This window comes from Enterobacter sp. PL_is511 (assembly GCF_055816065.1).
This window is the reverse complement of record NZ_JBVPGP010000024.1, coordinates 1,383,606-1,406,386: the sequence shown is the minus strand read 5'-3', so window position 1 is coordinate 1,406,386 and position 22,781 is coordinate 1,383,606. Positions and strand designations below refer to the sequence as shown.

Here is a 22,781-nt window from a genome sequence, read left to right as displayed (position 1 = left end):
CCTGTGGATATGTCCACCAGACGGATGTAGCTATCCCTGGGAAAAAACACCCATTATTTTCAGACTTATTTTTGCGCAACACTGCGCGTCTTTTTTAACTCAAGTCAGGTAATTTTGCGGCAGCGTTTTTCTCTATTCCAATAAGCGGCATTAAATTATCAACCGCGGAAGCATAATTAATTGCCGAACTCCAGCCATCATACTCAGCGATTATTTTCGCTGATGTGGCCTGCCAGACATCCTGCTCAACGCTGAGCAGATCGTTAATGCTCCGCTTGCTCAGGGTGTATTCATTTTTATAAACATCGCGGGCGCGCAGCGCATTTTCCAGCTGCTGCTTTCCGGCCTCCATTCTTCCCCGTGCACCGGCCCAGTCCGCCTGCGCGACGGAGGCTTTTTGCAGAACATCGAAACGCGCCTGATCGACCTGAGAGGAGGCCATGGCCCGTGCGCCTTCCGCCTGCCGAACGCGAGCGGAAACCGCGCCCCCCTGATACAGCGGAGCATCGATATTGAGCTGTATCTGGTCGTCCCAGTATGAACGGTTGTCCGATTCATAACGGGTGCGCCCCCCTTTCAGGCTTAACGTCGGCCAGTGCTGGGACTTCGCCGTTTCCACGCCATACTGAGCCGAACGTTCCATATTCTGCGCGGCCATCACAGCCGGTATTAACGAATAATCAATACGGTTGAGCGAATCTGGCTCAACCGCGAGGTTCGCAGGCACTGGCGAAAAGTTATCTGCCTGCATGCCGGTTAATACCGCAAGCCTTGCCCGGGCGCTGTTTAAGGCGGCGTGATACTGCGCGACCGTAGCCTGCATGCCGGCAATACGCGTGCGGGTCTGGAGCTCATCGGAGGTCGAACTCACGCCCGCGTCAGCGCGCAGCTTCGCCAGTTGCTCAACGTTTTTAAGCGCCAGGACATTCTCCTTTGCCGCCTGCAGCAGATCGGAATAGCGTTTGACCTCTACATAGCTCAGAGCCGTTTTTTCCGCCACGTCAGAGAGCGTGCCCATCAGCTGATAGCGGTAGCTATCACGCTGGGCGGAAGACTGGCTGATGCTGTTATTGGTCTTACCAAAATCGTACAGCAACTGCGTCAGGCTCAGCCCCCAGGCGGCGGAATTCTTCAGCGACCCGCTGGAATCGGTGGTCTGGCTGTGCCCTGTACTCCCGTTCAGCGATATTTGCGGCATCCAGCCGCTGCGCGCTTCATCTATTTGTGCCTGGCCAATACCTAATTGCGCGGCCTGCTGACTAATTGACGGATCGCGATCGATAGCAAAAAGAATACTTTCTTTTAAGGTTGTGGTTGCCACCGGGGCAATTCCCACCTGACTACTATTGGCGTACGCCGTATTTATGGCTAATGAAATGAATGCCAGTGCTGCTGTAAATCGGCGTAACATAGGCTTTCGTAATATCGTCATGTTATCTCCCTGACTCTGAGTGATACTCAAGCAAATACCCAAAAAGAGGTACAGATAATTAGACAAATATCTTATTAAGCTACCATGCTGAATTTTAGGTAATAATCCCCACACCCATTTCCATTGGAGATGAGATCTGCCTGCGTCTTATTTCAATTAAGAATTTACTTATTTCTTAAACTGGTTAGCAGCATAACAAAATGTGGTATAGCCCACTACACCCACAATGTTAATGTGGTGTTACAAGTAAGAAAAAACATGGGGTTTCTGGACAAAACTCTAAAAGTCTCCTTTCAGATGAAACATATAAACCTCCTGTTATCTAAGGAAAATTCTTAATTCTTTCTGTGCACATTTTTGCGTTAATTTCATAGCGGGTCAGACACAAAGATTTTCAAAGAAATGTCAATTTAAGTAACCAAAGGGGTATATTTAAAATTAAAAGCTTTTAAAAAACTAATTAAAGCAATTAAAAACTGCATTATTTTAATTTAACAGCATTTAAAACCACACAATGACAATACGTTGGTTACATAGCCCAAATCGTTAAATAAAACATAACAATAACATTGTGATTAACATTCAAAACGGCTTCCTTATACCTGCTTAATAAAATTTTAATAATCACCTATCTGAATCATCACACCGCTGTACATCGTCATGACCACAATTCCCTTCTCTCTGCGTCAAAATGCTGTATTATGCGAACTATTGCGACATTTTGCAGGAATGTACTCCCATGCACAAAACCGCTCGTCAACGCTACGTCCTGGATATCCTCAGCGAGCATGGCCAGGCCAGCATCACCGACCTGGCCGAAAAGCTGCAGGTTTCAGCCGATACTATCCGTCGGGATCTGACCGACCTGGAAAACCAGGGCCTTGCGCAGAAAAACCACGGCGGAGCCATCGCGCTCAACCTCTCCGCCATGAACCGTCAGGGCCGCAATACGCTGCTGCCAGAGACCAAACAGCGCCTGGGTAAACAGGTCGCACAGCAGGTTCCACCGGGTTCCACCCTGTTTCTGGATGCCGGAAGCACGGTGATGGCCGTCGCCACCTTTCTTCAGGGGCCGCTCACCGTCATTACCACATCGCTGGATATCGCCCAGCACTTTAGCGACCGGGAAGACGTTGAGCTGATCCTGCTCGGTGGAAAATGGGACCACAAGCAGCGCCTGTTTGCCGGAAGCGCCACGCTGTCTTTACTGTCCCGCTATCGGGCAGATATCGCCATCCTTGGGGCATGCGCCATTCATGCCGAACTGGGGTTGAGCGCCGGTAAAGAAGCGGATGCCGAGGTGAAACGCGCGATGCTCGACGCCAGCCATGCGCACTGGATTGTCGCGGATCACCTGAAAATTAACCGCTGCGAGCCGTATCTGGTATCCGGGTTATCCAGCATTCAACAACTCTTTTTAGATCGTCCCTGGCCTGAGCTTGGGGACCATAGCGCACTGCAGGTCACGGTGTGCGCGAATTAACGTGGAGAAGGTCATGAGTAACGTTCAAACAATCAACATTGCGCTGATCGGGTATGGATTTGTCGGTAAAACCTTCCATGCCCCGTTAATCCAGTCTGTGGACGGGATTAAGCTGGCAGTGGTCTCTTCTCGTGATGAAGAGAAGGTTACACGCGATCTGCCGGACGTACTGGTGGTGGCGACACCGGAAGAGGCCATTCAGCATCCTGATATCGATCTGGTGGTGATTGCCTCCCCCAATGCTACGCACGCCCCGCTGGCGACGCTGGCCCTGAACTCGGGTAAACACGTGGTCGTGGATAAGCCTTTCACCCTCGACATGCAGGAAGCCCGCGACCTGATTGCGCTGGCGGACGAAAAGCAGCTGCTGCTCTCCGTCTTCCACAACCGCCGCTGGGACAGCGATTTCCTCGGCATTAAGCAGATTATTGAGCAAGGCACGCTCGGCAAGGTTAAACACCTGGAGTCGCATATTGACCGCTTCCGCCCGGAAGTGCGCGTGCGCTGGCGCGAGCAGAACGTCCCCGGGAGCGGCCTGTGGTTTGACCTGGGCCCACATCTTATCGACCAGACGCTACAGCTCTTTGGCCTGCCGCAGTCGGTTCAGGGGAATATCGCGACGCTGCGCGACGGCGCAGAAATTAACGACTGGGCGCACGTGGTCTTAAACTACCCGGAGCATAAGGTGATTCTGCACGCCAGCATGCTGGTGGCTGGCGGTACGGCGCGCTTTACCGTCCACGGGGACAAAGGCAGCGTGGTGAAGGCCAGAATCGATCAGCAGGAAGCACAGCTGCTCTCAGGGGTGATCCCGGGCAGTGAAACCTGGGGCGAAGACAGCGACAGTATGGTGTTCTTTGGCGCTGACGGCGCATCGCAGACGATCCCAACCCCGAAAGGCGATCAGCGCCAGTATTACATCAACGTACGTGATGCGTTACGCGGGAAAATCACCAACCCTGTCCACCCTGTTGAGGCGCTGGCGGTCATGGCCGTGCTGGAAGCGGCGGTGAAGTCGTCGGAGACGGGGTCAACGCAGGCGCTGGCGTTAAGTGCCGAAGAGCGTGCTCTGTTGGGTTAAAAACAAGCCGGGTGGCGCTGCGCTTACCCGGCCTACGACTCAGAGCGTAGGGCCGCGTAAGCGAAGCGCCGCCGGGCAAGAGGACTACTGACGCTTTTTCGGCATCATGCGCAGAAGAGTATTATCTTTCCAGAAATAGTGATGCATCAGCGCCGCAGCCGCGTGCAGGCCAATCACAAAATAGCCCAGGTTTGCCAGCGTCTCGTGCCACGCCTTCAGCGTATCCACCAGATCAAAATTGGACTCCGCCGCATGCGGCATCGCCAGGCCAAAGGCAAACCAGTCGCTGCCCCGGTTGTACATCATCACAATCCCAATCAGCGGCAGCGCAATAAACAGCAGATACACCACCAGATGCCCCAGATGAGACATCCCCGTCACCATCGCTTTTGGCTTCGGCTGAATCGGGGGCGCGCGGAATTTCAGGCGAACCAGCAGACGCGTCACCATCAGCACCAGAATACCGATCCCGCATGACACGTGGATCATATTGATCGCGGGACGCGCGGTGCGCGGGAAGAAACCTTTGAACTCCATGGCGCAGTAGGCGACGATGATTAATAGAAACACCAGCCAGTGGATGCCGATTTGCAGGCTTGTATATTTAGTGCGCATGTGATTTCTCGATTAAAAACAGTTACCGCGCCAACATAATCCCCTTTCCTTAAAAATTCATTAACTTTTCTGTATGGTTTTTCAAATACTTCCTCCCGCATGAAGCATCTTCAATTGCCGCCCTGCCCGTGATGGTCTAAGCCTGGATGAGTTCAAACTGTCGCATCGACACGTTTACAGGAGAACACCATGAGTAAAATTGGCATTAACGGCTTTGGACGCATTGGGCGCCTTGTCCTGCGTCGCCTTCTTGAAACCCAGGACAGTAATACCGTCGTCGCCATCAACGACCTCACCTCCCCGAAAGTGCTGGCCTACCTGCTCAGGCATGATTCCAACTACGGTGGCTTCCCGTGGAGCGTGGATTTCACCGAGGATGCGCTGATTGTTGACGGTAAAACCATTGCGGTGTACGCCGAAAAAGAGGCGAAGCACATTCCGTGGAAAACCGCCGGTGTGGATATCGTCGTGGAGTGCACCGGCTTTTATACCTCTGAAGAGAAATCACGGGCGCACCTGGACGCTGGCGCGAAGAAAGTGCTGATCTCCGCGCCTGCGGGTGACATGAAAACCATCGTCTACAGCGTGAATGACGACACCATTGACGCCAGTGATACCATCATCTCCGTCGCCTCCTGCACCACCAACTGCCTCGCCCCGCTGGCCAAAGCCCTGAACGATGCGTTTGAAATAAAAGTGGGCACCATGACCACCATTCACGCCTATACCGGTACGCAGGCGCTGGTGGATGGCCCGCGCGGGAAAGATCTTCGCGCCTCGCGGGCGGCGGCAGAGAATATCATTCCCCACACCACCGGTGCCGCCAAAGCCATTGGTCTGGTTATCCCTGCGCTCAGCGGCAAACTGAAAGGCCACGCGCAGCGCGTGCCGGTTAAAACGGGTTCGGTAACCGAGCTGGTGGCCATTCTGGGCAAGAAAGTGACCGTTGAGGAGATCAACGCCGCGCTGAAAAAGGCGACGCAGGGCAATAAATCGTTCGGGTATACCGATGAAGAGATTGTGTCGTCCGATGTGATTGGCTCACATTATGGTTCGGTGTTTGACGCCACGCAGACGGAGGTGTCAGAAGCGGGAGAGCTGCAGCTAGTGAAAGCCGTCGCGTGGTATGACAACGAATATGGTTTCGTGACGCAGCTGGTGCGGACGCTGGATAAGTTTGCGGCGCTGTGATTCCCTCACCAAAGGCTGAGGGTTCCCAACAATAGAATGCCTGCACGGACGACCCCCTCTCCCTTGAGGGAGAGGGCTGGGGTGAGGGGGAACATACGGCTCTGGTGGTCATTCCGTTCACTTTATGTATCTTGCTACTCTGTAACGACACGACCTGTGAACGTGCCATGGCGGCTCAATCGCCGCCGCCCTGGCGACCCGGGCTCCCGGCGGTAAATCGCCGCTTTGCGGTACCCTCGGCTTATTCCTTCCGGCTTATCGGGTACGGGCGGAGGCAACGTCCCTGTAAAGCCCGCCCTCTCGGCGCATCCCTGCGCCTCGCCCCGGCCTGCAGGAAACGCCTCAGCGATTTACAGCCGGACCAGGGCGTCGCTGCAATTCATTCATTTTTCTTAAGCAACGTTCATCGCTTCGGGTTTAGAAATTACTGGGGGAACCCTCTCCCCAATGGGGCGAGGGGATTGTTCCGTGCTCAGCTGATTTTTCGCGCCACCTTCAGGACCGGGTCCTGCTGCAGCTGTCTCCATGCGGCGGTGACGGCCTCAGGGAATTCAACGTGCGTGATAAAATCCCGCCCGGCCGGGCCATAGCCGTTGGCGTCATCATACAGGCGCGGCAGTTCCCCCATAACCAGTGAAAGATAACGGTCAACGGGCCACAGGCCGGTGTTGCCCTCACTGAACTCCACGCCCTCTTTACCGTTTTGCAGCGTCGGCGTAAACCCGGGATGGCTGACCCACTGCGGCGAAACGGGCTCATCCCGACAAACGCGGGCAAACGTCGCCATCGTGCGGCGCTGCATCGTGGGATCCTGCACCACCAGCATCCGCCCGGATGTACGATGGTGCTGCTTCAGCATGTTCCAGCTAAAGCGCGCGTTTTCACCGCAGTTGGTGGATTGATCCTCAACCCACAGATGCGCCTCGGGGATCTGCCAGAACGCCCGCGCAATGTCGGCAAGAATGCTCGCTTCGGCTCGCCCTCCGACTTGTAAGGTGTGATAACGCGGATGACTGCCGATAGCTGAATATAAAAACGCGGTTGAATGACCAATACCGCCGCTAATCAGGAGCGGGATTTCTCTCTGCGCGGCAATTCGACAGGCCGCCTCAATGGTCGGGATCACCGCGTTCCCTGCCAGGATCACCACATCGACGTCCAGGTGCTGGCGGCTGCCGCTCAGGTCGTCCTGCGCCAGCCATTCACCGACAGTATTTAAGGCCGCCAGCGTGGCATCCGGCAGGATGGGAAAATGGGTCTGTTCCATGATGAACTCCTTCTCTGTATCCCTTCAGGGTAGCGACTTCAGGTTCTCAACACAACGGCGACATCGGGCCGCTCTTTTTCCTTAAAATCCCCTTCACCATTTGATTAACATGCGTAAATCATATTCACTTGAATTATCATTTGCGGCAGACGTAGAATCGCTAGCCCGCTAATTATTCAATTATTTCTAAGGTAAACGACGTTATGCGCCTGCCCGAACGCGACCCTTATGCTCCTCGCGAGTGGCAGCCACATGAGAAACCCGCTCTGCTGGGTTCGCCTTCCACGCCCGAACACAGTACGCCAAAACGCATTGCCTACGGCGTCGTGGGCCTGCTGGTGTGCCTGACGGGGGCGCTGGGAAATGCGGTGGTGACCGCCAACCTGCAAAATCTGCAGGGGACCTTCGGGGCCTGGTCGACCGAAATCGCCTGGCTGCCCGCGGTCTACGTCATGACCAACATCTCTATCAACCTGCTGCTGGTCAAATTCCGCCAGCAGTACGGTCTGCGCGCCTTCACGGAAGGTTTTCTGGTGCTGTACGTGCTGGTGACCTTTTTCCACCTGTTCGTGAACGACCTCAGCTCGGCGCTGATGGTTCGTGCCGCGCACGGGATGGTGGCCGCCGCGCTCAGCTCGCTGGGGATTTACTATCAGATCCAGGCCTGGCCGGCGAAGCACCGCCTCAAGGCACTGACCATCGGCATCACCGGATCCTCACTCGCCATCCCGCTGGCTCGCCTGTTTTCGACCGAACTGCTGCAGCTGGACGAGTGGCGCGGGCTTTATTTCTTCGAGCTGGGGCTGGCGCTGATCTCCCTAGCCTGCGTCATCGCCTTAAAACTGCCGCCGGGCGACCGGCGCAAGGTCTTTGAGAAAAAAGACTTCATCACCTTCTTTTTAATGGCCCCCGGGATGGCCCTGCTCTGCGCCGTGCTCTCCTTAGGCCGTCTTGACTGGTGGTTCGAGGCGCCGTGGATCGGCTGGTCGCTGGCGCTATCGCTGGTGCTGATTGTGGCTGCCATCGTCTTTGAACATAACCGTGCCAACCCGCTGCTGAACACCCGCTGGCTGTCGAGCGGCAGCATCGTCCGTCTGGGGCTGATCATGCTGCTGATCCGTATCGTGCTGGCAGAGCAAAACACCGGCGTCATCGGCTGGCTGCAGTACGTGGGATTACAGAATGAGCAGATGACCCACCTGGCGTGGTCCATTTTCGCCGGGATCGTCTGCGGGATCGTCACCAGCTGTCTCACCATCAAGCCGACGAAACTGGCGTGGCCAATCATCACCTCTCTGGCCCTGATGATTGTTGCCTCGCTGCTGGACAGCCAGTCCAACAACCTGACCCGGCCGGATCAGCTGATGCTAAGCCAGTTCCTGCTGGGCTTCGGCAGCGCCTTCTTCCTGGCGCCCGCCATGCTGGCCGCCATTGGCGGGGTGATCGCCGACCCGCGCAACCTGGTCAGCTTCTCGGTGATGTTTGGCATGAGCCAGAACCTCGGCGGCCTGCTGGGCTCCGCGATCCTCGGCACCTTCCAGACCTGGCGCGAGAAGTACCACTCCAGCCTGCTGGCGGACCAGCTCACCACGCTCAACCCGCTGGTCAACGAGCGAATTCAACTTTATACCCAGATGTATAAAAGCCTGATTGGCGACAGTTCGCTGCTGGGAACGCAGGCGATAACGCAGCTGCAAACAGTGACCGCGCTGGAGGCGAATATTCTGGCTTACAACGATACTTATCTGCTGACGGCGAGCATCGCTGCCGCCACGCTGGTCTGGATTTTATGGCGCTTGCTGCGCCTGCGCATCACTGCCCGTCTGGCGCTGAAGAACGCCACCGGCAACAAATAATTAAAATATTTCTGGAGAGTTTATGAGTCAGCAGGATGCCGCCAAAGAGCAGGCCAACACCCGCAAAAATGTGCGCATTGTTTCCGTTTTCACCGCCGCTGCCATCGGTATTGTCGGCGTACTGGTGATCCTTTATGCGTGGCAGCTGCCGCCGTTCACCCGCCACGCGCAGTTTACCGATAACGCCTACGTGCGCGGCCAGACGACGTTTATCAGCCCCCAGGTGAATGGCTATGTCACCGAGGTGAAGGTTCAGGACTTTGTGCAGGTCAAAAAAGGCGACCTGCTGCTGCAGATTGATGACCGCATTTTTCGTCAGCGCGTACATCAAGCCGAGGCACAGCTGGCGATGAAAATTGCCGCCCTCAATAACAACCTGCAGCAGCGTAAAAGCGCCGAAGCCGTCATCGCAAAAAATGACGCCGCGCTGAAAAACGCCCGCGCCCAGAGCCTGAAAACGCAGGCGGATTTAAAGCGGGTGAAAGAGCTGACGTCAGACGGCTCGCTCTCGATTCGCGAGCGCGACGCGGCGCTGGCCAGTGCCGCTCAGGGCAGCGCCGACATCGACCAGGCGAAAGCTGCGCTTGAGATGTCGCGTCAGGATCTGCAGACGGTGATTGTCAATCGCGGTGCGCTGGAGGCGGATGTTGAAAACGCAAAAGCGGCGCTGGAGCTGGCGCAGATTGACCTGCAAAACACCCGCATTGTGGCGCCGCGTGACGGTCAGCTCGGCCAGATCGCCGTGCGTCTCGGGGCGTATGTGACCGCCGGGACCCATCTCACCACCCTTGTGCCGCCTCAGCACTGGGTCATTGCCAATATTAAAGAGACCCAGCTCGCGGAGCTACGCGTCGGTCAGCCTGTCAAATTCACCGTCGATGCCCTGAACGACAAAGCGTATCAGGGCCGCGTGGAGAGCATTTCTCCTGCAACCGGGGTTGAATTCAGCGCCATCACGCCGGACAACGCCACCGGCAACTTTGTCAAAATAGCCCAGCGTATCCCGGTGCGCATCGAGGTGCTCGGCAAGCCAGAAGATTCCGCGCTGCTGCGTCCGGGTATGTCGGTACAGGTGACCATTGATACGCGGGAGCCGAAGAAATGATCCTTCGCCCGATAGCCGCGCTGGTGGCAGCGGTCATGCTGGCCGGATGCCAGTCCGTCGACCTCAAACCGGCGCAGCCGACGCTGCACATCCCCACCCAGTGGCGTGCTGACGCCGGCCCTGCCAGCCCGGCGGAGCAGCTCTGGTGGCGCAATTTCCATGACAACAACCTCAACCGCTATGTGGATCGGGCGCTTAAGAATAACAGCGACGTACTGATCGCTCGCGAACGAATTAACGAGTATCAGGCGCGGGTCTTCGCGGCCGACGGCAGCCTGTTTCCTTCGCTTGACGCGGGCGTAACGGGGACGCGCGCCCGTTCGCAATCCGCCGCGACCGGGCTGCCGGTCTACGGCACGCTGTACAGAGGGAGCCTGACGGCGAGCTATGACGTTGATATCTGGGGCGTCAACCGCAGCACGGCCAATGCCGCCGAAGCCTCGCTGGAGGCGCAAAAAGCCGCCGCCGCTGCCGCGGATTTGACCGTCGCGTCTTCCGTTGCATCCGGCTATGTCACCCTGCTCTCGCTTGACGAACAGCTGCGCGTGACGGAGTCCACGCTGAAATCGCGCGAAGAGGCATTTAACCTCGCGAAACGTCAGTTTGAGACGGGCTACAGCTCGCGCCTGGAGCTGATGCAGTCGGATTCCGAATTACGCTCAACGCGGGCGCAGGTGCCCGTGCTGCAGCACCAGATTGCGCAGCAGGAGAATGCCCTGAGCCTGCTGCTGGGAAGCAATCCCGGCGCGGTGGCACGCAGCGAAAGCTTTGCGGCGCTGACGCCGCTGACGCTGCCGTCGCAGCTGCCTTCTACGCTCCTGAATCGTCGACCGGATATCGTTCAGGCCGAACGACAGCTGGTTGCGGCGGACGCCTCGCTTGCCGCTTCACGCGCCAGCCTGCTGCCGTCGATCAACCTGACTGCCACCGGATCGGTTCAGGATCGCACCCTTTCAGGCCTGCTGGACAACCCGCTTCAGCTCTGGAGCGTCGGGGGCAGTATTCTCGCCCCGCTGCTGAACCGCCAGGCGCTGAATGCGCAGGTGGATATTTCTCAGTCCCAGCGGAACCAGGCGCTGTACGCCTATGAAAAAACCGTGCGTAACGCGTTTGCCGAAGTCAACAACAGCCTTGATGCGATAAGTCGCTATCAGGAACAGCTGACGGAACTGCTTGCCCAGCAGGATGTGGCCCAGGAGACGCTGCGCATTGCGCAGAATCGCTATCGCAACGGTTATTCCTCCTATCTTGACGTGCTGGACGCGCAGCGCACGCTGTTTTCGGTTCAGACCAGCGTGGTGCGGGTGAAAAATAACCTGCTGCTGGCGCAGATTGATTTGTATAAAGCGCTGGGCGGCGGCTGGGTCAGTGCCTGAAAACCTGCCCGGTGGCGCTTCGCTTACCGGGCGTACATTTCGCCCTGTAGGCCGGGTAAGGCGCAGCCGCCACCCGGCAATCCCTCCCAAGGAGTCAATCTATGCAACAACAATGGTCTGCCGTAGATAATTACATGATTTCTTCGCTTATTCCTGACGATGACGTACTTCATCAAGTACTGGAAAACAACAAGCGCGCCGGGCTGCCCGAGCACGACGTAGCGGCCAATCAGGGGCAGCTGCTGGCGCTGTTCGTGCGCATGACGCAGGCAAGGCGCATTCTTGAGATTGGGACGCTGGGTGCCTATAGCGCTATCTGGATGGCGCGCGCCCTGCCGCCGGACGGAAAGCTGATTACGCTTGAGGCCGATCCCGCGCATGCCGGGGTTGCCCGCCAGAATATTCATCTCGCGGGGCTAAACGAACGTATTGAATTAATTGAAGGCCCGGCCCTTAGCTCGCTGGAGAATTTCGGTGACGTTCCACCGTTTGACCTGATCTTTATCGATGCCGATAAGCCAAACAATCCCGGCTATCTGGAGTGGGCGCTGCACTATTCCCGTCCCGGCACGATAATCATTGGCGATAACGTGGTGCGCGACGGCGAGGTCATTAACGGGCAAAGCGACGACGCGCGCGTGCTGGGCGTGCGTCGGTTTATTGAGATGACTGGAGATAATCCGCGCTTAACCGCCACCGCGCTGCAAACGGTGGGGGTTAAGGGATGGGATGGGTTTACGCTGGCGATTGTAGAACGATAACCAGCCGGGTGGCGGCTACGCCTTACCCGGCCTACATTTCGCACCCGTAGGCCCGGTAAGCGCAGCGCCACCGGGCAAGGGTTTAAGCGGAAATCTGCTCCATCGCCTGCAGGATACGTTTATCCGAAATCGGATACGGCGTACCGAGCTGCTGGGCAAAGAAGCTGACGCGCAGCTCCTCGATCATCCAACGGATCGCCTGCACGTCTTCATCGTCGCGTCGCGCTGGCGGCAGCTTGTTGAGCCACTGCTGCCACGCCTGCTGCACGCTCTCCACTTTCAACATCTGCGCGCGATCGCGGTGCGGATCGACCGCCATTTTCTCCAGACGTTTTTCAATCGCCTGCAGATAGCGCAGCGTATCGCCCAGGCGCTTAAAGCCGTTGCCGGTGACAAAGCCGCGATAGACAAGTCCCGCCATCTGCGCCTTCACGTCAGACAGCCCCAGCGCCATGGTCATATCCACGCGCCCCTTCAGGCGCTTGTTGATGTTGAACACGGCGGTGAGGATCTGCTCGACCTGTTTGGCAATCTCCACCACGGTGTCGTTCAGCTCCGCGCGCACCTTTTCGTGAAGCTGAGCAAAGCCCTCTTCCGTCCAGACCGGGCCGCCCGCCTCGTGAATGAGTTTGTCCACGCCGCAGGAGATGCAGTCGTCAATCAGATCCAGCACCTTGCCGTACGGGTTAAAGTAGAGCCCCAGCTTGGCCTTATTCGGCAGCTTCTCGTGCAGATACTTGATCGGCGACGGGATGTTGAGCAGCAGCAGGCGACGCAGCCCACGCCACATCATCTGCTGCTGTTCCTGCGGGTTATCAAACAGTTTGATCGCCACGCTGTCGCGCTCGTCCACCAGCGCAGGCCAGGCTTTCACCTTATAGTTGCCGCGCTTCTGCTCGTAGCTTTCCGGAAGCTGACCAAAGCTCCAGATGTGCAGCCCGCTCTGCTCGATGCCGTCGTCCGCCACCGCAGAGAGCGTCTCCTGGACTTTGCCTTTCAGCGCCTCTTTCAGCTCGCTCAGGGAACGCCCTTCCAGCAGCTTTTTATTTTTATCGTCCACCACGCGGAAGCTGATTTTCAGGTGATCGGGCACCTGATCCCAGTTCCAGTCGTCGCGGTCGATGGTCGTCCCGGTCATGCGGCGGAATTCACGTTCCAGCGCGTCCAGCAGCGGCAGCTCCAGCGGCGTGACGCGGCCTAAAAACGCTTCCGCGTAGTTTGGCGCAGGCACAAAGTTGCGGCGCACTGGTTTCGGCAGGGATTTGATCAGCGCAATCACCAGCTCGCGGCGCAGGCCGGGGATTTGCCACTCGAACCCGCTCTCGTCCACCTGGTTTAACAGCGGCAGCGGAATGTGGACGGTCACGCCGTCCGCGTCTGCCCCCGGCTCAAACTGATAGGTCAGACGCAGCTTGAGGTTGCTCTGATGCCAGAAGTTCGGGTAGTCGAGCTTGCTGACCGACTCCGCCCCCTCTTTAATCAGCATGCTCTTTTCGAAGTTGAGCAGGTCCGGCGTCTCTTTGCTGGCCTTTTTCCACCAGCTGTCGAAGTGGCGGGCAGAGATAACATCGTGGCTGATGCGCTGGTCGTAAAACTCAAACAGCGCCTCATCGTCCACCAGAATGTCGCGGCGGCGGGACTTGTGCTCCAGCTCCTCCACTTCGGCGCGCAGCTTCAGGTTTTCACGGAAGAAGGCGTGGCGCGTCTGCCAGTCGCCCTCCACCAGCGCGTGGCGGATAAACAGCTCGCGACTGAGCGCAGGGTCAATCTGGCTGTAGTTGACCTTACGCGCGGCGACCACCGGCAGGCCGTAAACGGTCACTTTCTCGGTCGCCATCACCGCGCCCTGCGCGCGCTCCCAGTGCGGTTCACTGTACGAGCGCTTAAGCAGATGCTGCGCCACCGGCTCCACCCATTCCGGATCGATACGTGCGGCAATGCGCCCCCACAGGCGGCTGGTTTCCACCAGCTCAGCGACCATGGTCCATTTCGGCGGCTTCCTGAACAAGCCGGAACCGGGGAAGATGGAGAAACGGGCGTTACGCGCGCCGGTATACTCCTGCTTTTCGGCATCCTTCATCCCAATGTGGGACAGCAGGCCGGTCAGCAGCGCGATATGAATTTCGCGGTACTCCGCCGGTTCGCTGTTGACCGGAATGCCCAACTCTTTCACCACCTGGCGCAGCTGGGTGTAGATATCCTGCCACTCGCGCACGCGCAGGTAGTTGAGGAAATCCACGCGGCACTGGCGGCGGAACTGGTTCGAGGAGAGCGCTTTCTGCTGCTCGCCGAGATAGTTCCACAGGTTCACGAAGGCGAGGAAATCGGACTCTTTGTCGTGGAAGCGACGGTGCTTTTCGTCAGAGGCCTGCTGTTTGTCCATCGGACGCTCGCGCGGATCCTGAATGGAGAGCGCCGAGGTAATAATCATCGCCTCGCGCACGCAGCCGTGCTTTTGCGCTTCCAGCACCATACGGGCCAGGCGCGGGTCGACCGGCAGCTGGCTAAGCTGGCGGCCCAGCGGCGTCAGCTTGTAGACCGTCGCCTGCTCGTCGGTGGTGATCGCTCCGAGCTCTTCCAGCAGACGTACGCCGTCCTGAATGTTGCGTTTGTCCGGCGCTTCGACGAACGGGAACGCCGCGATGTCGCCCAGCCCCAGGGCGGTCATCTGCAGAATAACGGACGCCAGATTGGTGCGCAGAATTTCCGGGTCGGTGAATTCCGGACGCGACAGGAAATCGTCTTCGGAATAGAGACGAATACAGATCCCTTCCGACACGCGCCCGCAGCGGCCCTTACGCTGGTTAGCAGACGCCTGCGAAACGGGCTCAATCGGCAGCCGCTGGACCTTGGTGCGGTAGCTGTAGCGGCTGATGCGCGCCGTACCCGGATCGATCACGTATTTAATGCCCGGCACGGTCAGCGAGGTTTCCGCCACGTTGGTCGCCAGGACGATGCGGCGTCCGCTGTGCGGCTGGAAGACGCGGTTCTGTTCGCTGTTGGACAGGCGGGCATACAGCGGCAGGATCTCGGTGTGGCGCAGGTCGCGCTTGCTGAGCGCATCGGCGGTATCGCGGATTTCGCGTTCGCCGCTCATGAAGATCAGAATGTCGCCCGCGCTTTCGTTACCCAGCTCGTCAACGGCATCAAAAATGGCCTGCAGCTGGTCGCGCTCGGTATCATCCGCCTCTTCAACAATCGGGCGATAGCGCACCTCGACCGGATAGGTACGACCAGAGACTTCGATAATCGGCGCATTGTTGAAGTGCTTCGAGAAGCGCTCCGGGTCGATGGTCGCGGAGGTGATGATAACTTTCAGATCCGGGCGACGCGGCAGAAGCTCTTTCAGGTAGCCGAGCAGGAAGTCGATGTTCAGGCTGCGCTCGTGCGCTTCGTCAATGATGATGGTGTCGTACTGCATCAGCAGGCGATCCTGCTGGATTTCCGCCAGCAGAATACCGTCGGTCATCAGCTTGACCATAGTGTTATCGCTAACGTGGTCGCTGAATCGCACCTTGTAGCCGATGCAGCCGCCCGGCTCCGTCTGCAGCTCTTCGGCAATACGGTTGGCAACGGTGCGCGCCGCCAGACGACGCGGCTGGGTGTGGCCAATCAGGCCTTTGATCCCGCGGCCCAGCTCCATACAGATTTTCGGCAGCTGGGTGGTTTTCCCCGAACCGGTTTCCCCCGCGACAATCACCACCTGGTGGTCGCGTACGGCCTCGAGAATGTCCTGTTTCTTCTGGCTGACGGGCAGGTTTTCCGGGTAGGTAATCGCCGGACGTGCGGCTTCACGCAGCACAACTTTCCCTGCCGCCTGTTCAATCTCTTTCGCCATCTCCTGGTAAATGGCCTGTTGTGCATCAGGATTTTTAACCTTCTTCACACCGTGCAGGCGGCGGGCAAAGCGCTGTTTATCGCGCAGCGTCAGAGAATCAAGCTGTTGCAGGAGGATCGGGAAGGTGAATTTTTGTTGTTCTGTCATAGCGTTAAAGGGCAGTACACGCCCTGATAAACTCTCTTTTTAATGATTGCTATAGAGTACCACATCGGTGCCTTTCGCGCCTTATTCAAAAAATTCGAACATAGGCTTCGATATATTGCGCTATCTCTGTGGCAGGATTGTGAATAGAGTGTCAACAAGCAACGGGGCAACCCCCTTCAATCAAATGCAACAACAGGAATCACCCATGAGCAAAGTATTAGTTTTGAAATCCAGCATTCTGGCAGGGTACTCTCAGTCTGGTCAGCTGTCTGATTACTTCGTTGAACAGTGGCGTGAACAGCATTCTGCTGACGAAATCACCGTGCGTGACCTGGCTGCAAACCCAATTCCTGTGCTGGACGGTGAGCTGGTTGGCGCGCTGCGCCCAAGCGATGCACCGCTGTCTCCGCGTCAGCAGGAAGCGCTGGCCCTGTCCGACGAACTGATTGCTGAGCTGCAGGCGCACGACGTTATCGTCATCAACGCCCCAATGTACAACTTCAACATTCCAACCCAGCTGAAGAACTACTTCGACCTGGTAGCACGCGCTGGCGTAACCTTCCGTTACACCGAGAACGGCCCGGAAGGTCTGGTGAAAGGTAAACGTGCGATCGTACTGACCAGCCGTGGCGGCATCCATAAAGATACCCCAACCGACCTGGTTGCGCCGTACCTGAGCCTGTTCCTCGGCTTCATCGGCATCACTGACGTGAACTTCGTGTTCGCGGAAGGTATCGCTTACGGTCCGGAAGTGGCGACCAAAGCGCAAACCGACGCGAAAGCCGCAATCGACAGCCTGGTTGCAGCGTAAGACTTCACCCTCTCACCGCCCGGTGGGAGGGTTTTTCTTTTCCCCCGCATTTCGTTATCATCCGCTCCCACTCTCCAGCCGGGCGGCCTGATGTCTGTAATCGTCGATAACTTTATTGCCCCACCTTGTCTCGATGAGATCGAAATTCTCTGGCAGGACGAGCATCTGCTGCTGATCGATAAGCCTTCCGGCCTGCTCAGCCTCTCGGGCAAAAATCCGCAAAACCTTGATTCCGTCCATTATCGTCTGGTTCAGACGTTCCCCGGCTGCACGCTGGTGCACCGTCTGGATTTTGGCACGTCCGGGCTGATGGTGGTTGCGCGCAATAAAGCCATCAACGCGGCGCTGTGCCAGCAGTTCAGCCAGCGCAGCGTGGAGAAAGCCTACAGCGCCCTGCTTTGCGGACATGTGGAAAATGACGAAGGTGTAATCAATGCGCCGATTGCCAAAGACCCGGCGCTGTTCCCGCTGATGTCGATCTGCGCCATCACCGGGAAACCCGCCCGCTCCCGCTATCGGGTGGTGGAACGGTTTTATCAGGGGACGGGGCTGCCGTTAACGCGGGTGAAACTGATCCCGGAGACCGGGCGAACCCATCAGCTGCGTATTCACTGCCAGCAGCTGGGGCACCCTATTCTGGGCTGCGATCTGTATGGCGGTCTTGACGTGCCGGGCGCTGAAGAAACGCCCCGGCTGATGCTGCATGCCAGCGAGCTGAATTTTATTCATCCCGTGAACGGCGAGCCGGTTAACGCCCGTCACGCCGCCCCGTTCTGAATGCGGTTTACCACATCAAATCGTCAGGGATTTTGAAGTCCGCGTACGGATCGTCTTCGTCCTGCTCTTCCTGGCTGAGCGCGCTGTTTAACACGATGCTGTCGGCATCGCGCTGGGCAATTTTATCGGCCACCACTGCCGGAATGATCGCGTAGTCGCAGTCACCGTTAGCATTGAGCACCAGGCGGGCAATCGCCAGACGGCCATTGATCAGCTGGGTCTGCGTTTGCTTATCGACTTCAATCTTTTTAATCAGCGTACCGTCGGTAAAGTTAAAGGTGATGTTGCCTTTTGCCACGGTGATGCGGTTCATCTCAATTAGCTGCTTCACCTGCGCCTTAAACTCTTTCGCCAGCACGGCCTGCTTCTGCTGCTCGCTCAGCAGCTTGTCACGCTCGATCTGCGCCTTCTTGTTCTCTTCGACCGCTTCACGGGCCTCACGCGCCTGAACGCGTGATTTCTTTGCCGTACGCTGCACTTTCGCCGCTTTCTTGCTGCTGACGAGGCCCGCTTTCAGCATCTGCTCTTGTAAGGTGAGTTTTGTCATGATTGTTTCTAAACCGGTTGGAAATTTTGGGGATTATAGCGGGAATTGAGGAAAGAGTGCGACATTAGCAGAATCGTAGGCCGGGTAAGCGCAGCGACACCTCGCGCATTACACTTCATGAACTTCGCTCATGTTGCATTGAAATTAAGTCACTTCCCCTGCGCCGCGGGCTCAGGCATAAATTATGCATTGGTAACTTCTTAGCAACATGAACTTAGGATGCATAACCACAATGAGCAAAGCTTTCACATATAACCTTAAGCGCAGTTGCTTCGATGAGAATTACAACCCGTCAGAAAATACGCGTACGACCACTAACTTTGCCAACCTGGCCCGCGGTGAAAAACGTCAGGAGAACCTGCGCAATACGCTGGTGATGATCAACAACCGCTTCAACGCCTTAGCGCGCTGGGATAACCCAACCGCCGATCGCTACGCGGTTGAGCTTGAAATCATCTCTGTCGATTTGAACATTGGCGCGGAAAAACCGTTCCCGGCCATTGAGATATTGCAAACATATATTGTCGACAAGAAAAACAACCAGCGCATCCCCGGTATCGTCGGGAATAACTTCTCGTCTTACGTGCGGGATTATGATTTCAGCGTCCTGCTGCTGGAGCATAACAAGAACCAGCAGCACTTCAGCATTCCGGAAAAGTTTGGCGAGCTGCACGGCAATATTTTCCGCCACTTTGTGAACTCACCGGAATACAAAGAGAACTTCACAAAAGGACCGGTGATTTGCCTGAGCGTCTCCAGCAAAGATACCTATCGCCGCACCGGTAATCAGCACCCCGTGCTGGGCGTTGAGTATCAGCCGGATGGCGAATCGCTCACGGAGCAGTACTTCGCGAAGATGGGCCTGAGCGTGCGCTACTTCATGCCGGAACACAGCGTGGCGCCTTTCGCGTTCTTCTTTACCGGGGATTTGCTGAGCGACTACACCGATCTCGAACTGATCGCCACCATCAGCACGATGGAGACGTTCCAGAAGATCTATCGCCCGGAAATTTATAACGCCAACTCGGCGGCCGGACTGTGCTACCGACCGGATCTGAACCAGCAGGATCACTCCTTAACCAAAATTGTGTATGACCGGGAAGAGCGAAGCCGTCTGGCGATTGAACAGGGTCGATTTACCGAAGAGTACTTCATTAAGCCTTACAAACACATTCTTGAGCAGTGGTCTGATAACTACACGCTTTAATACATCAAAAAAGGTCTTTTATTATGAAAACATTGCTCCCGACTTCAACGGCTGGCAGCCTGCCTAAGCCGACCTGGCTTGCGCAACCTGAAACGCTGTGGTCACCCTGGAAATTGCAGGATCAGGAACTGCTGGCGGGCAAGCAGGATGCGCTGCGCCTGTCTCTGGATGAGCAGGTCCGTGCGGGAATCGATATCGTCAGCGACGGGGAACAGACCCGTCAGCACTTCGTCACCACCTTTATTGAACACCTGAGCGGCGTCGATTTTGAGAACCGCCAGACGGTGCGCATTCGTAACCGCTATGACGCCAGCGTGCCGACCGTGGTCTCCGCCGTCGCGCGGCAGAAACCGGTCTTCGTGGACGATGCTAAATATTTACGTCAGCTTACGGATAAGCCGATCAAATGGGCTCTGCCGGGGCCAATGACCATGATCGACACCCTTTACGACGCGCACTATAAAAGCCGCGAAAAGCTGGCCTGGGAATTCGCCAAAATCCTCAATCAGGAAGCGCGAGAGCTAGAGGCCGCAGGCGTGGATATTATCCAGTTTGATGAACCGGCGTTTAACGTCTTTTTTGATGAGGTCAACGACTGGGGTATCGCCGCGCTGGAGCGCGCCATTGAAGGGCTGAAGTGCGAGACCGCGGTACACATCTGCTACGGCTACGGCATCAAGGCCAATACCGACTGGAAAAAGACGCTCGGATCCGAGTGGCGCCAGTACGAAGAGGCCTTCCCTAAGCTGCAGACCTCTAACATCGACATTATCTCCCTGGAGTGCCACAACTCCCGCGTGCCGATGGATCTGCTTGAGCTGATCCGCGGTAAGAAAGTGATGGTTGGCGCGATTGACGTGGCAACCAACACGGTTGAAACGCCGGAGGAAGTCGCCAATACGCTGCGAAAAGCGCTGCAGTTTGTCGACGCCGACAAGCTGTATCCGTCAACCAACTGCGGTATGGCTCCTCTCTCCCGTGAGGTCGCTAACGGCAAGCTGAAAGCACTTAGCGCTGGCGCAGAGATTATCCGCAAAGAGCTTGGCGCGTAATCCCCTTACGTTTGCCAGTACGGCGGCGTGCCAAAACGCTCGACGTAATAATCAATTACCGCCCTGACGTTCAGGGGCGGATGTCGGGCATCAGGATAGATCGCCGCAATAGCCTGCTGTTCCGTATTGATGGCACACTCCAGCGCGGGCAGGAGCGGAATCAGCTCACCGCGCTGGAGCTGTTCACTCACCAGCCAGTCCGGGAACAGCACAATCCCCATCCCGCCCAGCGCCGCAGCGAGTAACGCCTCCGCATTATTGGAGGTCATCAATGGCGTCACGGGATAGTGTATCCACGCCTCGCCCTTCCTGCGAAAGAGCCAGCGGTTTGGCCCTGACGATCCGCGATAGACAAGACAGTGATGACGGTTCAGATCGTCCGGTCCTTCAGGTGCACCATGTTTACGCACGTAGTCCGGCGACGCGGCCAGATGATAAACCTGCTGCCCGAACACTCGCGCATGAAACGAGGAGTCCGTCAGCACGCCAATCCGAAATATAACATCCGCCGCATCCCGATGGGGGTCGATAAAATCATCGGTCAGCGTCAGCTCTACGCTCAGGTGAGGATAGCGTTCCGACAGGCCGGGAAGTCCTGGGGCTATGTGCTTCTGGCCGAAAAACACCGGTCCGTTAATGCGGATCGCACCGGACGGTTCCCCCGCTCGAGCGTCCAGCTCCCGGCGCGCCTCTTCCAGATTTTCCGCCATCGACCGGGCGTAGCGAACAAACAGATGACCGCTTTCCGTGGGAATGACGGCCCGCGTATTGCGATAGAAAAGCTGCTGCCCGAGCGCATCCTCAAGCTGGTGGATCACGCGCGATATCTGCGAGGCCGATATCCCCTGCCGCCGCGCCACGACGGAGAAGTTCTGCGCTTCATACACGTCGATAAAGATCAGCAGCGCGCGGATGTTGATGTTGCTGGCGTCAACCATTAATGCATTTCTCGCAAAGGTGTTTCCAGCATTATGGCATTTTTCTCATTGAACAACCCACGTAATCTTCTTCGCCTGAAAACGGAGGAAGAAGAATGCAGGTTGTTTTGATTTTACTGGTGATTGCTGGCGGGATGGGCCTCTCCGTCGAGGCGGGCCTGCTGGGACCGCTGGGGGGAAAGGTCGGAGATTTATGGGCGACGTTCAGCATTTTTGGCGTCGGCGCCGCGCTAACGTTTCTGCTGATGCTGTTTTTCAGCCCGCGCAACAGCCCGTCGTTTTTCGGACAGCCCGGCTGGCAGCTGCTCGGTGGCGTGCTCGGGCCGGTGTACGTGGTCATCCTGACCGTGGCGACACCCGCCATCGGCATCGCAATGACCATGATTGGCATTCTGGCCGGCCAGGTCTTTAAAAGCCTGATCATCGATCACTTTGGTCTGCTGGGTTCGCCGCACAGGAAGATAAACGCGAAACGCATTATTGCACTGGGGTTCATTATTGCGGCACTGGTTCTGGTGGCACAGGGGTAAACGTATGACACTGATTATGATTCTTCTGGCCGTCTGCGGCGGCGCGACGCTGAGCATTCAGGCCGCAATTAACGGACAGCTTGGCAGCAACGTGGGTGTCTTCAAAAGCGCGTTCCTGACGTTTTCCGTCGGCGCGCTGGTGACCGCCCTGCTCATTTTCTTCTTTGAGCCTAAGCAGGCGGTCACGCTGCTGGACGTGCCGAAATGGCAGCTTCTCGGGGCGATATTCGGCGTGCCCTATATCGTGATTATGGTACTCGCCGTACAGCGCATCGGCACCGCCGTCGCCACGGTGGCGGTGATCTTTGGCCAACTCGCCATGAGCATGCTGATTGATCACTTTGGCTGGCTGGGTAATCCCGCCATTTCCTTTTCAACGAGTCGTCTGGGGGCGGTAGTCTGCCTGGGGATTGCGCTTGTCTTTATTTACTCGGGTAGTAAAACCCGTTCTGCCGGGGCATGACATCACACCTTGCGGACACAGCGTAGACACGAAACAGTTCCCTCGCCCCTTTGGGGAGAGGGTTAGGGTGAGGGGGAACATACGGCTGTAGTGGTCATTCCGTTCACTTTATGTTCCTTGCTACTCTGTAACGACATGACCTGTGAACGTGCCAGGGTGGCTCAATCGCCACCACCCTGGCGACCCGGGCTCCCGGCGGTAAATCGCCGCTTCGCGGTCCCTTCGGCTTATTCCTTCCGGCTTATCGGGGACGGGCGGAGGTAACATCCCTGTAAAGCCCGCCCTCTCGGCGCATCCATGCGCC

The 22,781-nt window shown here is 57.0% G+C and carries 19 protein-coding genes; 13 read left to right on the top strand and 6 right to left on the bottom strand.

Annotated features, from left to right (window positions below):
• Positions 1–94 precede the first annotated feature (94 nt).
• The gene (locus AC0TN7_RS22355; protein ID WP_248164453.1) at positions 95–1,432 is read right to left on the bottom strand and encodes a TolC family outer membrane protein; all 1,338 of its coding nucleotides are present in this window, start codon (positions 1,430–1,432) and stop codon (positions 95–97) included.
• A 739-nt stretch (positions 1,433–2,171) separates the two neighbouring features.
• On the opposite strand from AC0TN7_RS22355, the gene AC0TN7_RS22350 reads away from it, so the two are divergent.
• Both AC0TN7_RS22350 and AC0TN7_RS22345 read left to right on the top strand, forming a co-directional pair.
• The gene (locus tag AC0TN7_RS22350; protein ID WP_148768572.1) at positions 2,172–2,915 is read left to right on the top strand and encodes a DeoR/GlpR family DNA-binding transcription regulator; all 744 of its coding nucleotides are present in this window, start codon (positions 2,172–2,174) and stop codon (positions 2,913–2,915) included.
• 13 nt (positions 2,916–2,928) lie between these two features.
• Complete coding sequence (locus AC0TN7_RS22345; protein WP_463726674.1) at positions 2,929–3,996, top strand: oxidoreductase; 1,068 nt, start codon at positions 2,929–2,931, stop codon at positions 3,994–3,996.
• 84 nt (positions 3,997–4,080) lie between these two features.
• Here the strand turns inward: AC0TN7_RS22345 and cybB are convergent, their stop codons facing one another.
• The gene (cybB, locus tag AC0TN7_RS22340; protein WP_024908383.1) at positions 4,081–4,611 is read right to left on the bottom strand and encodes a cytochrome b561; all 531 of its coding nucleotides are present in this window, start codon (positions 4,609–4,611) and stop codon (positions 4,081–4,083) included.
• 189 nt (positions 4,612–4,800) lie between these two features.
• Here cybB and gap point away from each other — a divergent pair, with 189 nt between their 5' ends.
• The gene (gap, locus tag AC0TN7_RS22335) at positions 4,801–5,802 is read left to right on the top strand and encodes a type I glyceraldehyde-3-phosphate dehydrogenase (protein WP_063408900.1); all 1,002 of its coding nucleotides are present in this window, start codon (positions 4,801–4,803) and stop codon (positions 5,800–5,802) included.
• A gap of 472 nt (positions 5,803–6,274) precedes the next feature.
• Here the strand turns inward: gap and AC0TN7_RS22330 are convergent, their stop codons facing one another.
• Positions 6,275–7,069, bottom strand: a complete 795-nt coding sequence (locus AC0TN7_RS22330) for a YdcF family protein (RefSeq protein ID WP_473702471.1) — start codon at positions 7,067–7,069, stop codon at positions 6,275–6,277.
• 203 nt (positions 7,070–7,272) lie between these two features.
• On the opposite strand from AC0TN7_RS22330, the gene AC0TN7_RS22325 reads away from it, so the two are divergent.
• The 4 genes from AC0TN7_RS22325 (at position 7,273) to AC0TN7_RS22310 (ending at position 12,167) form a co-directional block, all read left to right on the top strand.
• A complete protein-coding gene (locus tag AC0TN7_RS22325) occupies positions 7,273–8,925 on the top strand; it encodes an MFS transporter (protein ID WP_473702470.1) in 1,653 nt (550 codons plus the stop codon).
• Positions 8,926–8,947: 22 nt separating this feature from the next.
• Entirely contained in the window at positions 8,948–10,030 is a 1,083-nt protein-coding gene (locus AC0TN7_RS22320; RefSeq protein WP_473702469.1) for an HlyD family secretion protein, read from the top strand.
• The gene (locus AC0TN7_RS22315; protein ID WP_473702468.1) at positions 10,027–11,406 is read left to right on the top strand and encodes an efflux transporter outer membrane subunit; all 1,380 of its coding nucleotides are present in this window, start codon (positions 10,027–10,029) and stop codon (positions 11,404–11,406) included. Before AC0TN7_RS22320 ends, AC0TN7_RS22315 begins: the two co-directional genes overlap by 4 nt.
• A 101-nt stretch (positions 11,407–11,507) precedes the next feature.
• Positions 11,508–12,167 (top strand): O-methyltransferase, encoded by a 660-nt coding sequence (locus AC0TN7_RS22310; protein ID WP_463726671.1) that lies wholly within the window; start codon positions 11,508–11,510, stop codon positions 12,165–12,167.
• Positions 12,168–12,249: 82 nt separating this feature from the next.
• On the opposite strand, the gene hrpA is transcribed toward AC0TN7_RS22310, so the two are convergent.
• Positions 12,250–16,152, bottom strand: a complete 3,903-nt coding sequence (gene hrpA, locus AC0TN7_RS22305) for an ATP-dependent RNA helicase HrpA (protein ID WP_473702467.1) — start codon at positions 16,150–16,152, stop codon at positions 12,250–12,252.
• Between the two features lie 205 nt (positions 16,153–16,357).
• Here hrpA and azoR point away from each other — a divergent pair, with 205 nt between their 5' ends.
• A complete protein-coding gene (gene azoR, locus AC0TN7_RS22300; protein ID WP_008502313.1) occupies positions 16,358–16,963 on the top strand; it encodes an FMN-dependent NADH-azoreductase in 606 nt (201 codons plus the stop codon).
• 90 nt (positions 16,964–17,053) lie between these two features.
• Positions 17,054–17,740 carry an RluA family pseudouridine synthase gene (locus tag AC0TN7_RS22295; protein WP_024908375.1) on the top strand — a complete coding sequence of 229 codons (687 nt, stop codon included), beginning with the start codon at positions 17,054–17,056 and terminating at the stop codon, positions 17,738–17,740.
• Between the two features lie 7 nt (positions 17,741–17,747).
• On the opposite strand, the gene AC0TN7_RS22290 is transcribed toward AC0TN7_RS22295, so the two are convergent.
• The gene (locus AC0TN7_RS22290; protein WP_008502315.1) at positions 17,748–18,287 is read right to left on the bottom strand and encodes a DUF2058 domain-containing protein; all 540 of its coding nucleotides are present in this window, start codon (positions 18,285–18,287) and stop codon (positions 17,748–17,750) included.
• A gap of 232 nt (positions 18,288–18,519) precedes the next feature.
• Here AC0TN7_RS22290 and AC0TN7_RS22285 point away from each other — a divergent pair, with 232 nt between their 5' ends.
• Positions 18,520–19,494: a DUF1852 domain-containing protein gene (locus AC0TN7_RS22285; RefSeq protein WP_024908374.1), complete on the top strand. Its 975-nt coding sequence runs from the start codon at positions 18,520–18,522 to the stop codon at positions 19,492–19,494.
• Between the two features lie 23 nt (positions 19,495–19,517).
• Positions 19,518–20,546, top strand: coding sequence for a methionine synthase (locus AC0TN7_RS22280; protein ID WP_248164431.1), 1,029 nt, complete (start codon positions 19,518–19,520; stop codon positions 20,544–20,546).
• 5 nt (positions 20,547–20,551) lie between these two features.
• Here the strand turns inward: AC0TN7_RS22280 and AC0TN7_RS22275 are convergent, their stop codons facing one another.
• Positions 20,552–21,484 carry a LysR family transcriptional regulator gene (locus tag AC0TN7_RS22275; RefSeq protein WP_473702466.1) on the bottom strand — a complete coding sequence of 311 codons (933 nt, stop codon included), beginning with the start codon at positions 21,482–21,484 and terminating at the stop codon, positions 20,552–20,554.
• A 95-nt stretch (positions 21,485–21,579) separates the two neighbouring features.
• Here AC0TN7_RS22275 and AC0TN7_RS22270 point away from each other — a divergent pair, with 95 nt between their 5' ends.
• A complete protein-coding gene (locus tag AC0TN7_RS22270) occupies positions 21,580–22,014 on the top strand; it encodes a DMT family transporter (RefSeq protein WP_248164424.1) in 435 nt (144 codons plus the stop codon).
• A 4-nt stretch (positions 22,015–22,018) separates the two neighbouring features.
• Positions 22,019–22,477: a DMT family transporter gene (locus tag AC0TN7_RS22265; RefSeq protein ID WP_248164421.1), complete on the top strand. Its 459-nt coding sequence runs from the start codon at positions 22,019–22,021 to the stop codon at positions 22,475–22,477.
• Positions 22,478–22,781: the final 304 nt, after the last annotated feature.